This is a genomic window from Paenibacillus sp. FSL R7-0297 (assembly GCF_038009025.1).
In the GTDB taxonomy this organism is placed as follows: domain Bacteria; phylum Bacillota; class Bacilli; order Paenibacillales; family Paenibacillaceae; genus Paenibacillus_AQ.
On sequence record NZ_JBBPAQ010000001.1, the window covers coordinates 6,403,130 to 6,418,300 of the forward strand.

13 protein-coding genes are annotated in these 15,171 nt (G+C 50.5%); 5 read left to right on the forward strand and 8 right to left on the reverse strand.

The features are described from left to right. Nucleotides 1-450: 450 nt before the first annotated feature. Both MKZ24_RS27980 and MKZ24_RS27985 read right to left on the reverse strand, forming a co-directional pair. Nucleotides 451-912: a Dps family protein gene (locus MKZ24_RS27980; RefSeq protein WP_042234430.1), complete on the reverse strand. Its 462-nt coding sequence runs from the start codon at nucleotides 910-912 to the stop codon at nucleotides 451-453. 288 nt (nucleotides 913-1,200) lie between these two features. After that, on the reverse strand, nucleotides 1,201-1,503 hold the full coding sequence (locus tag MKZ24_RS27985) for a YunC family protein (RefSeq protein WP_039307501.1): 303 nt from the start codon (nucleotides 1,501-1,503) through the stop codon (nucleotides 1,201-1,203). Between the two features lie 215 nt (nucleotides 1,504-1,718). Here MKZ24_RS27985 and MKZ24_RS27990 point away from each other — a divergent pair, with 215 nt between their 5' ends. Then, the gene (locus MKZ24_RS27990; RefSeq protein WP_042234428.1) at nucleotides 1,719-2,243 is read left to right on the forward strand and encodes a hypothetical protein; all 525 of its coding nucleotides are present in this window, start codon (nucleotides 1,719-1,721) and stop codon (nucleotides 2,241-2,243) included. 51 nt (nucleotides 2,244-2,294) lie between these two features. Here MKZ24_RS27990 and MKZ24_RS27995 read toward each other — a convergent pair whose 3' ends face one another. Further along, complete coding sequence (locus MKZ24_RS27995) at nucleotides 2,295-2,672, reverse strand: DUF423 domain-containing protein (RefSeq protein ID WP_042234425.1); 378 nt, start codon at nucleotides 2,670-2,672, stop codon at nucleotides 2,295-2,297. Nucleotides 2,673-2,836: 164 nt separating this feature from the next. On the opposite strand from MKZ24_RS27995, the gene MKZ24_RS28000 reads away from it, so the two are divergent. Continuing rightward, the gene (locus tag MKZ24_RS28000; RefSeq protein WP_042234422.1) at nucleotides 2,837-3,298 is read left to right on the forward strand and encodes a hypothetical protein; all 462 of its coding nucleotides are present in this window, start codon (nucleotides 2,837-2,839) and stop codon (nucleotides 3,296-3,298) included. A 95-nt stretch (nucleotides 3,299-3,393) separates the two neighbouring features. On the opposite strand, the gene MKZ24_RS28005 is transcribed toward MKZ24_RS28000, so the two are convergent. Both MKZ24_RS28005 and MKZ24_RS28010 read right to left on the reverse strand, forming a co-directional pair. After that, the gene (locus MKZ24_RS28005) at nucleotides 3,394-6,051 is read right to left on the reverse strand and encodes a copper amine oxidase N-terminal domain-containing protein (protein ID WP_340788877.1); all 2,658 of its coding nucleotides are present in this window, start codon (nucleotides 6,049-6,051) and stop codon (nucleotides 3,394-3,396) included. Between the two features lie 261 nt (nucleotides 6,052-6,312). Then, nucleotides 6,313-7,224 (reverse strand): hypothetical protein, encoded by a 912-nt coding sequence (locus tag MKZ24_RS28010; RefSeq protein ID WP_340788879.1) that lies wholly within the window; start codon nucleotides 7,222-7,224, stop codon nucleotides 6,313-6,315. A gap of 268 nt (nucleotides 7,225-7,492) precedes the next feature. On the opposite strand from MKZ24_RS28010, the gene yhbH reads away from it, so the two are divergent. From yhbH to MKZ24_RS28025, 3 genes are all read left to right on the forward strand, one after another. Beyond that, on the forward strand, nucleotides 7,493-8,653 hold the full coding sequence (yhbH, locus tag MKZ24_RS28015) for a sporulation protein YhbH (RefSeq protein ID WP_042135257.1): 1,161 nt from the start codon (nucleotides 7,493-7,495) through the stop codon (nucleotides 8,651-8,653). Nucleotides 8,654-9,020: 367 nt separating this feature from the next. Then, on the forward strand, nucleotides 9,021-9,350 hold the full coding sequence (locus MKZ24_RS28020) for a PadR family transcriptional regulator (protein ID WP_042234417.1): 330 nt from the start codon (nucleotides 9,021-9,023) through the stop codon (nucleotides 9,348-9,350). Next, nucleotides 9,347-9,928 carry a DUF2812 domain-containing protein gene (locus MKZ24_RS28025; protein WP_042234415.1) on the forward strand — a complete coding sequence of 194 codons (582 nt, stop codon included), beginning with the start codon at nucleotides 9,347-9,349 and terminating at the stop codon, nucleotides 9,926-9,928. Before MKZ24_RS28020 ends, MKZ24_RS28025 begins: the two co-directional genes overlap by 4 nt. Before the next feature lie 726 nt (nucleotides 9,929-10,654). Here MKZ24_RS28025 and MKZ24_RS28030 read toward each other — a convergent pair. The 3 genes from MKZ24_RS28030 to MKZ24_RS28040 form a co-directional block, all read right to left on the reverse strand. Next, nucleotides 10,655-12,160 (reverse strand): alpha-glucosidase/alpha-galactosidase, encoded by a 1,506-nt coding sequence (locus tag MKZ24_RS28030; protein ID WP_042234413.1) that lies wholly within the window; start codon nucleotides 12,158-12,160, stop codon nucleotides 10,655-10,657. A 133-nt stretch (nucleotides 12,161-12,293) separates the two neighbouring features. Continuing rightward, nucleotides 12,294-13,196, reverse strand: a complete 903-nt coding sequence (locus MKZ24_RS28035; RefSeq protein WP_340790227.1) for an AraC family transcriptional regulator — start codon at nucleotides 13,194-13,196, stop codon at nucleotides 12,294-12,296. 404 nt (nucleotides 13,197-13,600) lie between these two features. Next, nucleotides 13,601-15,166, reverse strand: coding sequence for a transposase (locus tag MKZ24_RS28040; RefSeq protein ID WP_052416099.1), 1,566 nt, complete (start codon nucleotides 15,164-15,166; stop codon nucleotides 13,601-13,603). Between the last annotated feature and the right edge of the window lie 5 nt (nucleotides 15,167-15,171).

Consider the following 15,171-nt stretch of genomic DNA (forward strand, 5'->3'; position numbering starts at 1 on the left):
TAAGATTTGAACTTGAAGCTTAGCCGTCACTGCGGTGAACATTTGGAGCTCCTATAACAGCATCTGATTTAAACTAGTGATAACTAATTTTGTATATCGCTTGCTGATGGTTTGCTTGCAATGATCCTATTCCGGTATATGCGTATGCTTAGTTGTATTTCGTACAATTAAACTGCCTTTGGACCTAGGTTCTCACCCATTCGGACAGATTTAGTTGTACAGACTGCAGTTGTATGATGCAGGCAGCCCTTTTCGCTGTTTTTAACTGCACAATATACAACTATTACTGAATTTCCACTTGGAACTGAATACATTCATTGCTGCAATTTTAAATGAACTCTCTTCTTTAGTTCGTAGCATAAATAAAGCCTCCCGCACGGTATTACCCAGGGGAGGCTTTGTTTATGCTTTTGTCTCAAACTTACACAGCAAGGATTATCCAGCTATCACTCAGCCCAGGAAAGAGCGCAGCATCCATTGGTTCTTCTCAAGATCAGCGCGAATCTTGATGAACAGGTCGGCAGTCGGCTGATCGCTGACTTCTTCCGCCAGTTCGATGCCTTCAGTCAATTCTTCCGCTACTGTAGCGAAATCTTCGATGAGTGCCTGCACCATGCCCCGTGCATCTTCCTTGCCGGTTGCTTCCTGAATAGTGGCAATTTCCAAATATTCTTTCATCGTCGCTGCAGGACTGCCTTTGATACTCAGCAGGCGCTCGGCAACCTCGTCCATTTTGAGCGTGATATCATCGTACAGTTCTTCAAACTTTACATGCAGGGCAAAGAACTGCTCACCTTTCACATACCAGTGATAATTATGCACTTTCACATATAGAACGTTGAGGTTAGCTACCTGACGGTTAAGTACCTGTTCCAATGAAGCGGTATTTACTTTGTTTGATGCTTTAGCCATGAGTTGATCCCTTCCTTATCCATATATTTGCCGGCTGCTTGTCCATCATCCGGCTATGCATTAGTCTATTCTCCATTTACCCTTCTGCCCGCAGGGCGAAACAAAGGAGGACACTGGACAAGCACCTTTTTCCCCGCCGCGTCCTGCCGCTTCCGGTCCTAACCCTTAGGATGAGCCAAGGTTCCTTACCTTATGCTCCGGAACATGTGATACAACATAATTATTCTTATTTTCAAGGCAAAAAGAGGGCCACCGGCCCCCTGCTGAGTACTCATCCAGTCTGCTGTCCTACACCATCAGCAGCAGGGCCTCCGCCCCAGTCATGCCTGGAACGATGCCAAGCTTCTCTGCCTCTATTGTAACGGATTCCAGCGGGGCAGCCAGCAGCTGCGGTAATGTGCGTACCCCCACTGCCCGTGCGGCAATAATCTGCCGGTCACTCAACGTATTATTGAGCAGTCCTATATCCAGCGCCCCGCACATGATATATCCACGGCTTGTGCTGATGCTCAGCAGCGTAGTTTTGGGCAGCTTCACTTCAACCCCAACCAGGACATAATCGCCTACCTGTACAGGCTCCAATGTTACCATTTGCAGCACCTCCTATAATCACGTTCCACGATCTAAGTTATGCGTCCTACTTCAGCTGCGTGTGGACGATTGTCCTAGTTCCTTAATAAATTAGAGGGGTCATAAGTCCTTAATTCTCTGCCGGAGGGTATATAAATTCTGCATGTTTAATGGTATAGTTTAAATACTATATAAATATTTGATGAATCGTGTTAAACGATAAAGCTGGGGGATTAATGGACAAGAAACTACAACACACAGATGGCAACTATCTCTTCAATGTCGACATCCTGATTAATGCCCGTACTAACCCGCTTGCATTGCAATACTTACTTGAAATGTTGAACAACAGCGATAAAATCACAGATTTCAACATTAACTCCGGTCTAGAGCTTGGAAGAACTATTGAAACACTTCTGAGATCCGCTAAAATGGCTCTAAAAAATGATTCCTTTACTCCAGTTCCAGTTTCAGTGAAATTGCCAGAAAAGCCAGCGGACAAACCTGCTGATAAACCTGCCGCCAAGAAGCAGCCTGTAGTAACACCGTCGGAAACTCCGGCCGATGTGTTCGGTAAGATCAGGGAATATATTCAGAGCAACCAGCTGGTCCGGCTGAGAGCGAACCGGCACGGCAAGCAGGTGTCTATGCCCTGCCGGATTCTGAACTTTGATGAAGGCGCTAACTCGCTAAGCGTGTACCATGTTGACGAGAAGCAGGTCTACACCTTCAAGCTCAATGAAATCGACGAATTTTTGTAAGCAAGCTCAAACAAGCACCCGCCCTGGATTCCGGGGACGGGTGCTTGTTTATTAGTCCTTGCGCGAGAAAGCCTCCACAGCTAAGCATATCCAGCCGGCAAGGAAGCATACGCCGCCGATGGGTGTAATAGCCCCAAGAATTTTGATCCCGGAAGTGCTGAGGATATACAGGCTGCCGGAGAACAGAATAATTCCCGCACCTATCAGCCGGCCCGCCCAGGCAAGCCGGGCACTCTCTCCCCATTGGCCTGCTGCCAGGCCGATAAGAATCAGAGCCAGAGCGTGAACCATATGATACTGGACACCGGTCTCGTACACTTTCAGGTACTCTTCACTGATCACAGCCTTCAGCATATGTGCGCCGAACGCTCCGATTCCCACAGACAGCATAGCCAGCACAGCTCCCCAGGCTACCAATCTTCGTTGCATGGATATACAGCTCCTTTGTCTCTTGAACTCCTCCTATCTTAACGTATCCGCATGGCTGATTTCCAGCAGCAGAATTTGCGGATATTTCTGCCGTAATACTTGCTTTTAGAGCCATCTTATGGAAAAGTGATACTATCAATCTTTTATCCCAAGGAGTACAGCCTATGGACCATAATCCCCCACCCAAACCGGAAACCGCCCCATCCCGGCCCGCAGAATGGGGCTCATCAGAACAGCCAATACCTGCTGATCCAGCATACGCGTATCAGGAGAACAAACGCGACTTCAAGCACTCAGGCCCCGGTATCGTTTCTTTTGTCATTGCTCTGTTTACTCTGGTCGGTTATGCAATTGCGTTTGTGTATGTTGGTACACAGGCATCTTCCATCATGAATGAGAATAATAAGCTGATTGCCGATTCAGCGGAAGTGATTATGTATTTGGGCTTATCCGTGCTGATTCTGGCTGCTGTTAATGTGATCGGAGCTGTCACCGGCATCGTCGGGCTTACGCTCCGAAGACGCCGTAAGGTATTCGCAGTCCTCGGCACCCTCATCAACGCCATTATCCTTCTGGTGTTCATGCTGTTGATTTCCATGGTTCTGATGAATGCAGGCGCTGCCTAGGCAGGCGTAATGAATTACACAAAAACACAGCACATCCCCATATTCACTGGAGACGTACTGTGTTTTCTGCTTTTATCACAGCTTAGGATCGGCAGTTATAGCTCAAACTCCTCGCTTGAATCTGAAAGTCCGCCATTCTGCACACCATAATTATTCGCTACGGCAAGAACATACACCTTGTATTTAATCCCGCTGGCAATTGCATTTCCGTTCGCATCTCTGGCTGCAGCTGCAACTGTCGGATTGGATCCGTTTGGAGCCACCGCCTTATACTGTGAAGCCGGCACTCCGAGCGCATCCGCTGCACCAAACCCTTGCTTGGAAAGGACTACGTATACCCGATATTCCAGGATATTAGCCTCGTTCGATGATTTGGTGAAGCCGATCAGAAGGTTACCTTTGTCCACACTATAAGTTACATTCGTAACAGAGGTGACTGGTGTTTTGCTGGCTAGGGTAATCACTGAAGATTCTCCGGACAACACGTTCGGGCCAGCATAATTCGCAATTCCGACGGACAATACATACACTTTATAGCTGATTCCATCTTTGATTGTAGTACCGCGCACATCTCTGGCTGAGGAGTCTAAAACTGTGCTGGTGCTATTGCCGGATGTACCTGCTGAAGTGTACGTGGAGACATTATTCGCATCAGACAAGCTGAAGCTGCTGTAATAGGACGTAGGCACTACCAGAATCCGGTACTCTCTGATGTAGGTTTCATCCGCAGCATGAGTAAATGACACCTTCAGATCACGGCCGTCACCGAAATCGGTAACATCGCTGACAGCGAGGCCGGACACTGCGCTCACACTTGAGGAATTCAATAACGTAATTACCGATGAAGCTGAGGAAAGTACACCTGACCCCGAGTAACTTCCGCTTCCAATAGATAATACATACACCCGGTAACTGATCTCATTCTTAAGCAGATTCCCGCGCACATCTCTGGCGGAGGAAGTTAATACCTGGCTGGTCGTGGAGCCCGATGTACCTACTGATGAATAATTTGCACTTGATACATTATTCGCGTCAGACAAGCTGAAGCTGCTGTAATAGGATGTAGGCACCACCAGAATCCGGTACTGGCTGACATAAGTCTCATCTGAGGCATGGGTGAATGACACCCTCAGGTCGCGGCCATCCCCATTATCGTTAACGTCAGTCACACTCAGGTTAGTCACAGCACTCATGCTGAAATCATTCCATAGCGTAATTTCGGCAGAGGCAGGAGAAAGAATATTGGACCCTGCATTCCCCCCGCTTTTGACAGATAAAATATACACTCTATAATTGATTCCGCTCTTCAGCAGCGTTCCGCGCACATCTCTGGTGGACGAGGTCAATACCAGACTGGTAGAAGAACCGGAAGTACTCACAGCAGTATAGTTGGCTCCCGATACATTATTCGCCTCAGACAGGCTGAAGCTGCTGTAATAGGATGTAGGCACCACCAGAATCCGGTACTGGCTGATATACGTTTCGTCAGCGGCATGGGTAAAGGATACCTTCAGGTCACGGCCGTCATTATAGTCGTTAACGTCAGTGACATACAGGCTCGAGATCCCAATGCTGGATAAGGTAACCGGAGACGAAGCAGCGGATAACAGATTATTGGCGGTATTGCTGCTGTCAACTGCCATGGCGAATACCCTGTAGCTTGCCCCTGTCTGAATCAGTGCTCCATCTGTATCCCTGGCTCCTGAGGACAGAATCTGGGTAAGATTAGCACCTGTCTTGGTGACTTGTGTGTAATAGGCACTGACGACAGAATTGGCTTTGGCCAGATTAAAGGCTGAATAGTTAGCCGCTTTAACCACAAATATCCGGTAAGAGCTGATCTTGGTCTCATCTGCCAGCTTGTTAAAGCTGACGGACAGATCGCGCCCGTCACCGTAATCGCCATTATCGGTCACTTGTACGTTGTTTATTACCGGTGCAATGTTATTGGTCAGAGTAAGGGTCGAAGAACCGCCGGAAAGCGCGCTGATGTTACTTCCTTTGCCTATTGTAAGGACATAAGCCACATACCCTTGACTGCTTTTAATTACTTCTCCATCTGCCGTTCTCGAAGCAGAAGTCAGTTTAACCACAGGATTGGTGCCTGTTACCATAACTGAGGAGTAATTAGATGCGGGCACAGCAAGTGCTGACGACAGATCAAGCGAATTCCCCGCCTTGACGATCAGAACGCGGTAATGGTCCACCAGAGACTCATTAGCCACCCGGTTGAAGCTGATCTGCAGGTCGCGTCCATCACCAAAATCACTGATATCCTGCGTGGTTACGCCGGATACCGGAGCGGTATTAACAGCGGCCGGAACCGGAGTGGTTACCGTCACAACCTTGGTGGTCTGATTCCAGCCCACTTCCCGGCCCAGCGCTTCACTTACGAACCGCGTCGGAACCATTGTTCTGCCCTTCAAATTCTGACCGGGCACATCCAGGCTTACAGACTGATTATTAATCGTAGCTGTCTTGGAGCCGATCTTCAATATAACCGTTGTACCCTCCTGCACCGCCGTTACGGTCTGCGTCTTCTGATCCCACTTGATAGCGGCATTGAAGGCTTCGAAGATTGCACGCAGCGGCACCATCGTCCGTCCGTTCACCATTACCGGAGGCTGATCCGTAGACAACTGGACGCCATCAACAATGATGCGGATCGGTGTGACTGCTGCCTTAGCCGGCGATTGAAATAGTAATGGAATTATCAGTAACCCCACTACAATAGAAATCCATAACTTCTTCACAAACTCATCCTCCCAGATAGGAAAAAAATCTCAACTATTTCTATCTCTTTGACGTAAGATCACGGGTAAAAGTTTCTCGCAAACCGGTTACAATAAAATAATTTTTTGGAGGTTGAATCATGCCGCAGACAAGTGAAAACGGTAGTCCCCCTTTATTAAGGACACTACCGTTTCCATGGTAAAGATTAGGGATAATGGATGGCGACGAAGCCTATGCATTCTTATCTTGTAAGCTGGCGGTGCCGCTTCGCTGCTCTGCGCTTACTGATTAACCAGTGAATCCAGTGAAGCATACACATGAGGCCCGAAGCCTTCCGAGGCTTCCCGCTGCGGAATGTTCAGCCTGATGAGATAGCCTTGGCCGTCAACTTCCTTCACTGCAACCTGGCGTGTCAGACCAGAGCCCATTGCGGTAAGATACAAGCGGATGCCGGACATCCTCCGGTCCCGCTCTTCCCGGGTAAGCGCCGTAACCTTGCCTGTAGCCGCAAGCTCAGCCTTCCCCTCTTGCTCTATGGCATCCAGATTGAAATCGGCTGGAAGCTTGATAATTTCTGCGTAATACCCCGGGTCTACCTTCATCGCCAGCTTGCCGCTAGCCGCGTCAAAGCTGAAGATATCGAATACATACAGGGAGTACCCTTCTCCCTCGGCAAATGCTGCCGTCTTCTCTTCCTCCATCCCTTCCAGTGTCAGCCTGAAGGTCTGAGTATCCGGGAGCGCACTAGCCGCCGGCGCGGCCCCCCCGCCCTCTGCCTTGGACAGACTGGATAACACACGCTGGACCGCGGTCCCATCGCTTCCGACCACTTTTTCCACATACGTAAAAACAACGGCATCATTCATCTCAAGCAGGTCCGGCGCATTCTCTGTGCCTGCACCCAGCTCAAAAGCTGTGGGTCCTTCTTCAGTCTCAATCTCTACGGAATGATTATCAATCTGTCCGACATAAATACCTGATCCCTGAATCATCTGTACCTCTGCGGCACTGGAAGGACTTGGTGAGAGAGCAGGGCTGGGGGTTCGCGCTGCTGCGGTCTCCGCAGGTACGGATGACGGACCCGCAGATGGTTCTCCGGGTGCTTCAGCCGGATAATTCCCGCCGCAGGCGGTTAAGAACAGCATTAATAGAGCGGCTGTTGCGATAGTAGGTAGCAATCGTTGTGATTTCATGGTGGTTCCTCCTCAATAGCATACGGTAAGGTCAGATCCTGCTGCTTACCTTAATAAGGATTACCCCGTAAGCAGGGTTGCATAAACTTGCCGGACGGGGCTGGGCATCCCCGATAGATGTTTACATTACTCTGTAGAGTCCGCCCGAACAGCTATAAACTGCTCACATATCCCCCATCCCCATGAATATACTTTAGTTACAACCAGCCGCACCCATCACAAGTGTAGCCTGTACCAATTTCAAGAGAATCATGGGAGGTGGTCATCCTTGCCCCAGCCAACCGGTCCATATGCCTTTGTTGTGTCTAAAGAAGACTGGTCCCTTCACCGCAAAGGCCATCAGGATCAGGAGCGTCACCAGCAAAAGGTCAGAGAAGCCATTAAGGACAATCTGCCGGATCTCGTTACTGAGGAGAACATTATTTTGTCGGGCGGCAAGCAGATTGTGAAGGTGCCGATCCGCAGTCTGGATGAATACCGGATTATCTATAATTTCCGCAAGCAGAAGCATGTCGGCCAGGGGGACGGGGAGAGTCAGGTAGGCGATGTACTCGGACGCGATTCGCAGTCCGCCCAACCGGGCAAAGGTGACAAGGCGGGGGATCAGCCCGGGCAGGATACCGTCGAAGCTGAAGTGGATATTGAGGATCTGGAGGATATACTGTTCCAGGATATGGAGCTTCCCCACCTGAAGCCGAAGGACAAGGAAGAAATCGAGGTTAAGTCCATCGTCTTCAACGATATCCGCAAAAAAGGTATGATGTCGAACATAGACAAAAAACGCACACTGATGGAGAATCTCCGGCGCAACGCCAGCAGCGGAAATCCGGGAATTCACAGTATCAGCCCGGACGATCTGCGCTACAAAACATGGGATGACATTACCGTTCCCCATTCCAATGCCGTAATTATTGCGATGATGGACACCTCAGGCTCCATGGGTACTTTTGAAAAATACTGCGCACGCAGCTTCTTCTTCTGGATGACCCGCTTTCTGCGCCGCCAGTATGAGAAGGTTGACATTGTATTCCTGGCTCATCATACCGAGGCCAAAGAGGTAAGCGAGCATGACTTCTTCACACGCGGCGAGAGCGGCGGCACCATCTGCTCCTCGGCTTACCAGAAGGCGCTGGAGATTATCGACAGCCGCTATCCTCCGGCCAAATACAACATTTACCCCTTCCATTTCTCGGATGGCGACAACCTGACCTCCGACAATGAACGCTGCGTCAAGCTGATCGGAGAACTCCTGAAGCGCAGCAACATGTTCGGCTATGGCGAGGTGAACCAGTACAACCGCAGCAGCACACTGATGTCCGCCTACCGCCATCTGAAGCAGGAACAGTTCATGCATTATGTCATTAAGGATAAGAAGGAAGTCTATCAGGCGCTGAAGACGTTTTTCGGTAAAAAAACAACCGGGGCTTAAGCTGTGGTGTATCCCGTGGCTTACAGCAACAAGATGACAACATTATACAGGATGCTTATTTCGGCATTGTTCCCCCTCCGTCTCCAGGCTAAAAAGCATCCCCTTGCGAGCTATTCATCCATCGCAAGGGGATGCTTTTTGCTTTTTGCTTTTTGCTTTTTGCTTTTTGCTTTTTGCTTTTTGCTTTTTGCTTTTTGCTTTTTGCTTTTTGCCTGTATTTTCCGCAAAGTCCTATTGACTTCTATATCGGCCACCGATATAATATGTATATCGGTAGCCGATATAGCGTTAGACGATGTAACGGCGATTGCTATAACGTCAATTGATGTAAGGGTCCGTTAATACAAGACTAAGGCAGGTGAGGCATTTGTCAGGAAGCAATGAATACGGGGCGCTGACAGAAGGCGTATATTATATTCTTCTGTCACTGTTCACCCCGATGCACGGCTACGGAATTATGCAGAATGTGAAGCTGCTGAGTAACGGGCGCGTGGAGCTTGGCGCCGGCACGCTGTATGGCGCACTTGGCACGCTGGTGGAGCGGGGCTGGATTGAACCGCTGGCGGGCGGCCAGGATACCCGCAAGAAGGAATACCGGATTACGGAGTCAGGCAGATCTGCACTGCTGAGCGAAATGACCAGGCTTGACGAACTGCTGTCTAATGGAAGAAAGCTAATAGGAGGCGAACCGGAATGAGTCATGTGGTACGCAAGTATTTCTCGGATTTTGAGAAGGAAGAGCAGTGGCTGAATGACATGTCCGCCAAAGGTCTTGCGCTTGTTGAATACTCCTGGGCCCGTTATGTATTTGAAGAGAGCGCCCCGGGGGAATACATCTACCGGCTGGAGCTGCTGGAGGAGGATCCGAAGAAAGCCAAGTCTGCCGAATACCTGCAGTTTATGGAGGAGACCGGAGCCGAGCGTGTACCAGCCGGCAAAAAGCCGTCGGGCAAAACTGTATATGTCAACCCGCGCTGGGTAATCTTTCGAAGAAAAGCAGCGGAGGGTGCTTTTACCATCTATTCGGATACCGATTCCAAAATCAAGCATTATCAGAGAATATACCGGTTATGGATTTCGCTCGCGGTGATGGAGCTGATCATTGGCGCCTTTAATATATTCCTGGTGTTTGTGAATAATCCCACCGCCCTCAACAGAATCAACCTTATTATGGGCCTGCTGCTCATCGTTCTGGCCCTGTTCTTCATTTCAATAAGTATGCCTATCCGCCGCAAGATTACCAAGCTGCAAAATGACAAGCTGGTGCGGGAGTGAGCCTTAGTACTCCGCAAGGCGTTCTGCGGTGACGATATGGGCGTTGGCGGGCGTTCTGCGGTGATGATTCGGGTTTTGGCGGAGCGTTCTGCGGTGATGATTCGGGTTTTGGCGGAGCGTTCTGCGGTGATGATTCGGGTTTTGGCGGAGCGTTCTAACGGCGCGTCTCCCCGCTCCGGCTCTATTCAGTCTGTGAAAAGGACTGAGATTCCGCTATTCCGTCAGATTGGGCAGATTCGCGGGCCAAGCGGACTGAGATTCCGTTAATTGTCCGATGAGGCTTCATTTGTGGCTCAAATGAACAAGATAACGGAATCTCAGTCCGAATCAGCGTCAATATGAGGCTTTTGGTCAAAATAGCGTCTTCTCAGTCCGCTTCATTCCGACTATGCCGTCTGCACCAGTAACTCCCCCACTTGCGCCACAACCGTCACATCCGTCACATCCGTCACATCCGTCACATCCGCCACATCCGTCACATCCGCCACTACCGTATCTTCCGCTTCTTCCGCCTCTCACGCCACTACCGCTTCTTCCGCCACTCTCACTTTTTTCCTCCCTCCCGCCACATCCACTTCTCACGCCTCTCCCGTCTCTACCCCCTCTCCCGCCACTCCCCCAATTTTTCCATTTCCGGTTTCAATCTATTTTGTGTGACCTTCACATCCCCGAACCATCAATAAAAAGCCGGAAGCAAACGGGCTGCTTCCGGCCGAAATAACTTATTTAGTGCACTTTCTCTCTATCCTTGCCCTTATCGGACTCCCCGGCGTTTTTGTTCGCAGCCTCACGGTCCTGCATCATCTCATCCACCGTCTTCACCTTCAGCCGGGCAGCGCCTTCGTTACCGGCATTCACCGGGATCAGATTACCGGAAGCGAGGCGTTCCTTCGCTTCAGCGATGGCTGCACTGTATTGCGGCAGCCATTGTTCTCCGGCAACCAGCATCTCATCGACCATCTGCCAGATTTCCTTCGGATTGCACACTGCACCAACCAGCGGGTCCATCATGAAGGCCTGGCGCAGCAACTTATCATCGCCATGCACAGCCGCTTCCACAGCCAGACGCTGCACGGAGATGCTGACGTTGCAGACAGCCGCCAAGCCCAGCGGCAGGTCGCCAACCAGCGGCATCGAGATACCGTTGCGGTCTACATACCCTGGAGCTTCAATAATGGCATCATCCGGTAAATTGGAGATTACCCCGTTATTCACAGTATTGAAGTGGCCTCTGTACACTCTTCCTGTCTCAAGACCTTCGATAATATAAGAGCCATGCTCCTCGCCACGGTTGTCTCGGGTATACTCCAGAGCCGGGTCCTTCATCCAGTTCGGGAAGTCCGTCTCGAACCAATTGCGTCCCTCCGTACAGACTCGCAGGTATCCTCCTGTCTCCCCGTTGATCCACACGCCTAGATCAATCCAGTCCATGATCTCGCTGGCACGCTTGCGGTACCAGGGAACATATTCGCTCAGGTGGCCATTCGACTCTGTGCTGTAATAGCCGAAGCGGCGGAGCATATCAATCCGCACCTTCTCTGTACGGCTATACTCCGGATGCTGCTCGAAGGCCTCCAGCAGACCAGCCGTCAGATCCTCTCCCTCATGCTTCGCGGAGATGTACCACGTCTGGTGATTGATTCCGGCGCAGATAATATCGACCTGCGACTTCTCCAGCCCGTAGACTTCAGCGATCTGATGATGTCCGTGCTGTACACCATGGCAGAGTCCGATGGTCCGTACACCGCCATATTTATTGCAGGCCCAGGTAAGCATGGCCATCGGATTCGAGTAATTCAGGAGCAGCACATCCGGCGCAGCCGTCTCCCGGATATCCCGGCAGATCTCCAGCATCTCGGCAATGCCGCGCTGTCCGTACATGATCCCTCCCGCACACAGCGTATCACCTACGCATTGGTCCACGCCGTATTTCAGCGGAATGTCCACATCGGTGGCGAACGCCTCAAGGCCACCCATGCGGATAGTGCAAAATACGTACTTGGCATCCTTCAACGCTTCTCTCCGGTCCGTGGTGGGAGCGATCACAATATCCAGGCCGTTCTCCTTAATATCCCGCTGGCACAGCTCGGTGACCATCTGCAGATTATGGCTGTTTATATCCATGAATGAGACTTCTATATTACGGAATTCCGGTACTGTCAGCAGGTCGCGCAACAGCCCGCGAGTAAATCCGATACTGCCCGCCCCGATAAAGGTTACTTTAAAAGACATCGTTATCATCCTCCGGCTAAGAATAGTGGGTTCCTGTCCATTGTAGCAAGGAGGATAGGGGAAGCGTAACCAATATCATGACCACTTTGCCGTCATAGTGTCAACAATTCTCACCTTTAGAGTGGAAACCATTCTATTCCTCACTCCAGGAATGGCGGTCCAGCGAGTTGCGGTATTCGATTGGAGTACATCCGGTATACTTTTTGAACAGGAGATGAAAATACTGCCTGCTGCTGATGCCCACATAATCGGCGATCTCCGCGACCGGAATCTCACTCTGACCAAGCAGCATCCGTGCCTTCTCCATACGTAGCCTGTTCAGATAATCGGTTAGGGTCTGGCCGGTATGTGTCCTGAAGATCCGCTGCAGATAGCCCGGGTGGACATTCACAGTGAGCGCGACTTCCTTGACTTGAATACTCCGGTCATAGTTCTGGTGCAGGAACTCTACCGCGCGCCGTACATAGAGCTGTGAAGGCTGCTGGCTGACCGGCAGCGATTCCAGCCGCAGTCTGGACAGGCGCAGCAGCAATTCCGAGAAGAGCAGATTCGCCATGCTGTTACCGCGTTTCCCCTGCTGATCCTGATCCAGCTCCAGCACCAATGCCTTTAGTACATGAAACACCTCTTCCTGGTCTGACAGCACCAGACTATCGAAGGGACTCTGCAGCAATTCCGCCAGCGCCTCCTCCTCCCGGGCCAGCCTGCCTACCGAGGGAGCTACACCGCCGTACTCTGTGAACGAGAATTCCACATTCAGCATCCGGCAGGAGGCCCCGTCTTCGACGATCAGCCTGTGCGGAACGCCTGCATCCAGCAGAATCATTTCTCCCCGCTTCAGCCGGAAGGGAGTATGTCCGCCCGATTCATCCCGCACCTCGACCACACAGCTGCCTGAGATGAGATACATGATTTCTGTGGAGTTATGGTGATGGTAGGCCATCGTGTAGTTGCTCCACTGCTTGTAGTAGTAGGCCAGGAATCGCGGGCTGTAATCCCCGTCAAGCAAGGACTGCTGAAAAAGACTTCCGTTCAACTCCGGCATCCCGCATGCCCCCTCTCCGCTAGTATTCATAGCACAAGTGTATCCCGTGAGGTCACCCAGGACAAGAAGCAGGCTGAAGCCCACTACCGGAATAACATAGCTTAATAAGTGAATTATTTCTTGAATGTAAACTAGAATATCGGTGAGGATCACATAGATTCAGAGCTTCCTCCTCGCAGAGAATCGAAATTATCGAATGCTCTCTCTATTAGAGTATATGTACAACTTTAGTTCATGTAGCCGAGGGTTTTCCAGAGTATTGTTGTATGAAATACAAGAATTGGTTCATTCATCCGATTGGACTAGAAGAAATGTTGTATTTCGGAGTCAATTTCATAATTCAGTTTGCTGAATAGTTAGACTCGGCCCCAAATCTGAGGTCATTTTTTAGAAAATTAGGCTACTTGCTGGGATTTGCTCAACTGTTTGTTCAACTTGTCCAATGCAAACTTACTAAGATTGTAAGCTAGTGTACTGAGCTGGAAATCGACACTTGCCCGTACGCCGCGGTGACGTGTGCGTTTCATGCCAAAATACTCTTTGAGATAGGCAAAAACACGTTCCACTGCCGTACGCTTTTTGTACAGCTCTGTAAAGCTTTCGCTCCCTCTTGCGGGATAGGTATGCTTACGCAAATCCGTTTGGATGCGGATTTTAAACACCTTTTGGCATCCGGAACCCAGTAGTGGGCAGCCTTTGCACTCGCTCGGCTGGGTATACTTCAGCGTTTCGTACTTGGCATCAAAACTGTCGTAGCGGTAGGCATGTCCTTGGGAGCATACCGGCGTGTAGTCCACGTTCATTCCCTCGGGCGGATCTTTGCGGTGAATCATGGGAATCGCCGGATAGGCACCTAACGAATGAATCAACTGGTAGATAGACGCGCAGTCGTACCCTTTGTCGCCCAAGATATGCTTTACCTTCAGTGTGGGAAACTTCAGGGGCAGGCCTTTGAGAAGAATAACGGCCATGCGCTGGTCATTCGGATTCGCCGAACTAAAGAGGCCGCTCAAGATATACTGGCAGTCCGTATCGACGAGCAGATTCGCCTTGAACCCGTAGTAGCTCGTCATTCGACCCTTCGTATTTTTCTTGTCACAACGCGCGGCATGCCGGGGCAGCGCGGCCAGCAGTTCGTCATACGTGTAAGGTAACATCGCTTCAATGGTTTTCTGAAACGGTCCGAGACTTTGGTCATATGCTTCCTGTTCCTGACGCCGGCGTTCCCTTGCCGCATTCGTTGGACGTCCACGCTTGTCGTAGACGGGTTTCTTCGGTGGTTCGTTCACAGCCGCCTCAGGCTCAGGCTCGGGAAGTTTGAACTGAAGTTGCTGGGCTCCTGGAGCCTCATTTGGCTTTTGCCCTCGGCGAGCCGCACGGCGCTTGGCGGCCGATTCGCTAAATTGGCAATCCCAAGCCTCGACCATGGAGGAATCCACGGCAATATGTGTGCCGGTTACAAAGCCTTCTTCTAGGGCAGAGGTCACCAAGGTATCCTGCAGTTTTTCAAGCATCCCCGTGTGCTCCAGCGCATGAATCAAACGGGAATACGAAGATTCGCTCGGGATATTATCGGAGCCGGTAAATCGGCACTGCGCCCGAAACTCTTCGCTATGGGTAAGACGCCAGACCAGGGAAGAAACAAACTCGATGTTCTCCATTTTAGCGATGAGCAAGGAATAGATCATGGCAGGTACATTCAGTTGTTCGGGCCGGCCCCGGTTGTTCTTTTTCCGAAGAACGTGCAGAACCTTGGCGAGATCTAAGTGTTCAAAGATTTGGCTGTATTTATCTTCCGGGCGCATCAGGAACAATTCCTTGAAGGAAAACAGTTCTTCTTGTCGAATGGAATAGATAGGGATTACCTCTTTTCGTTCTCGGGTGTTGGTTTGGTCGCCTATATCTTCGAGAACTTGGGGAGGTACTCCTTTTTTTATGCCTAAAAAAAACAGTCCCAGCAAGGGTT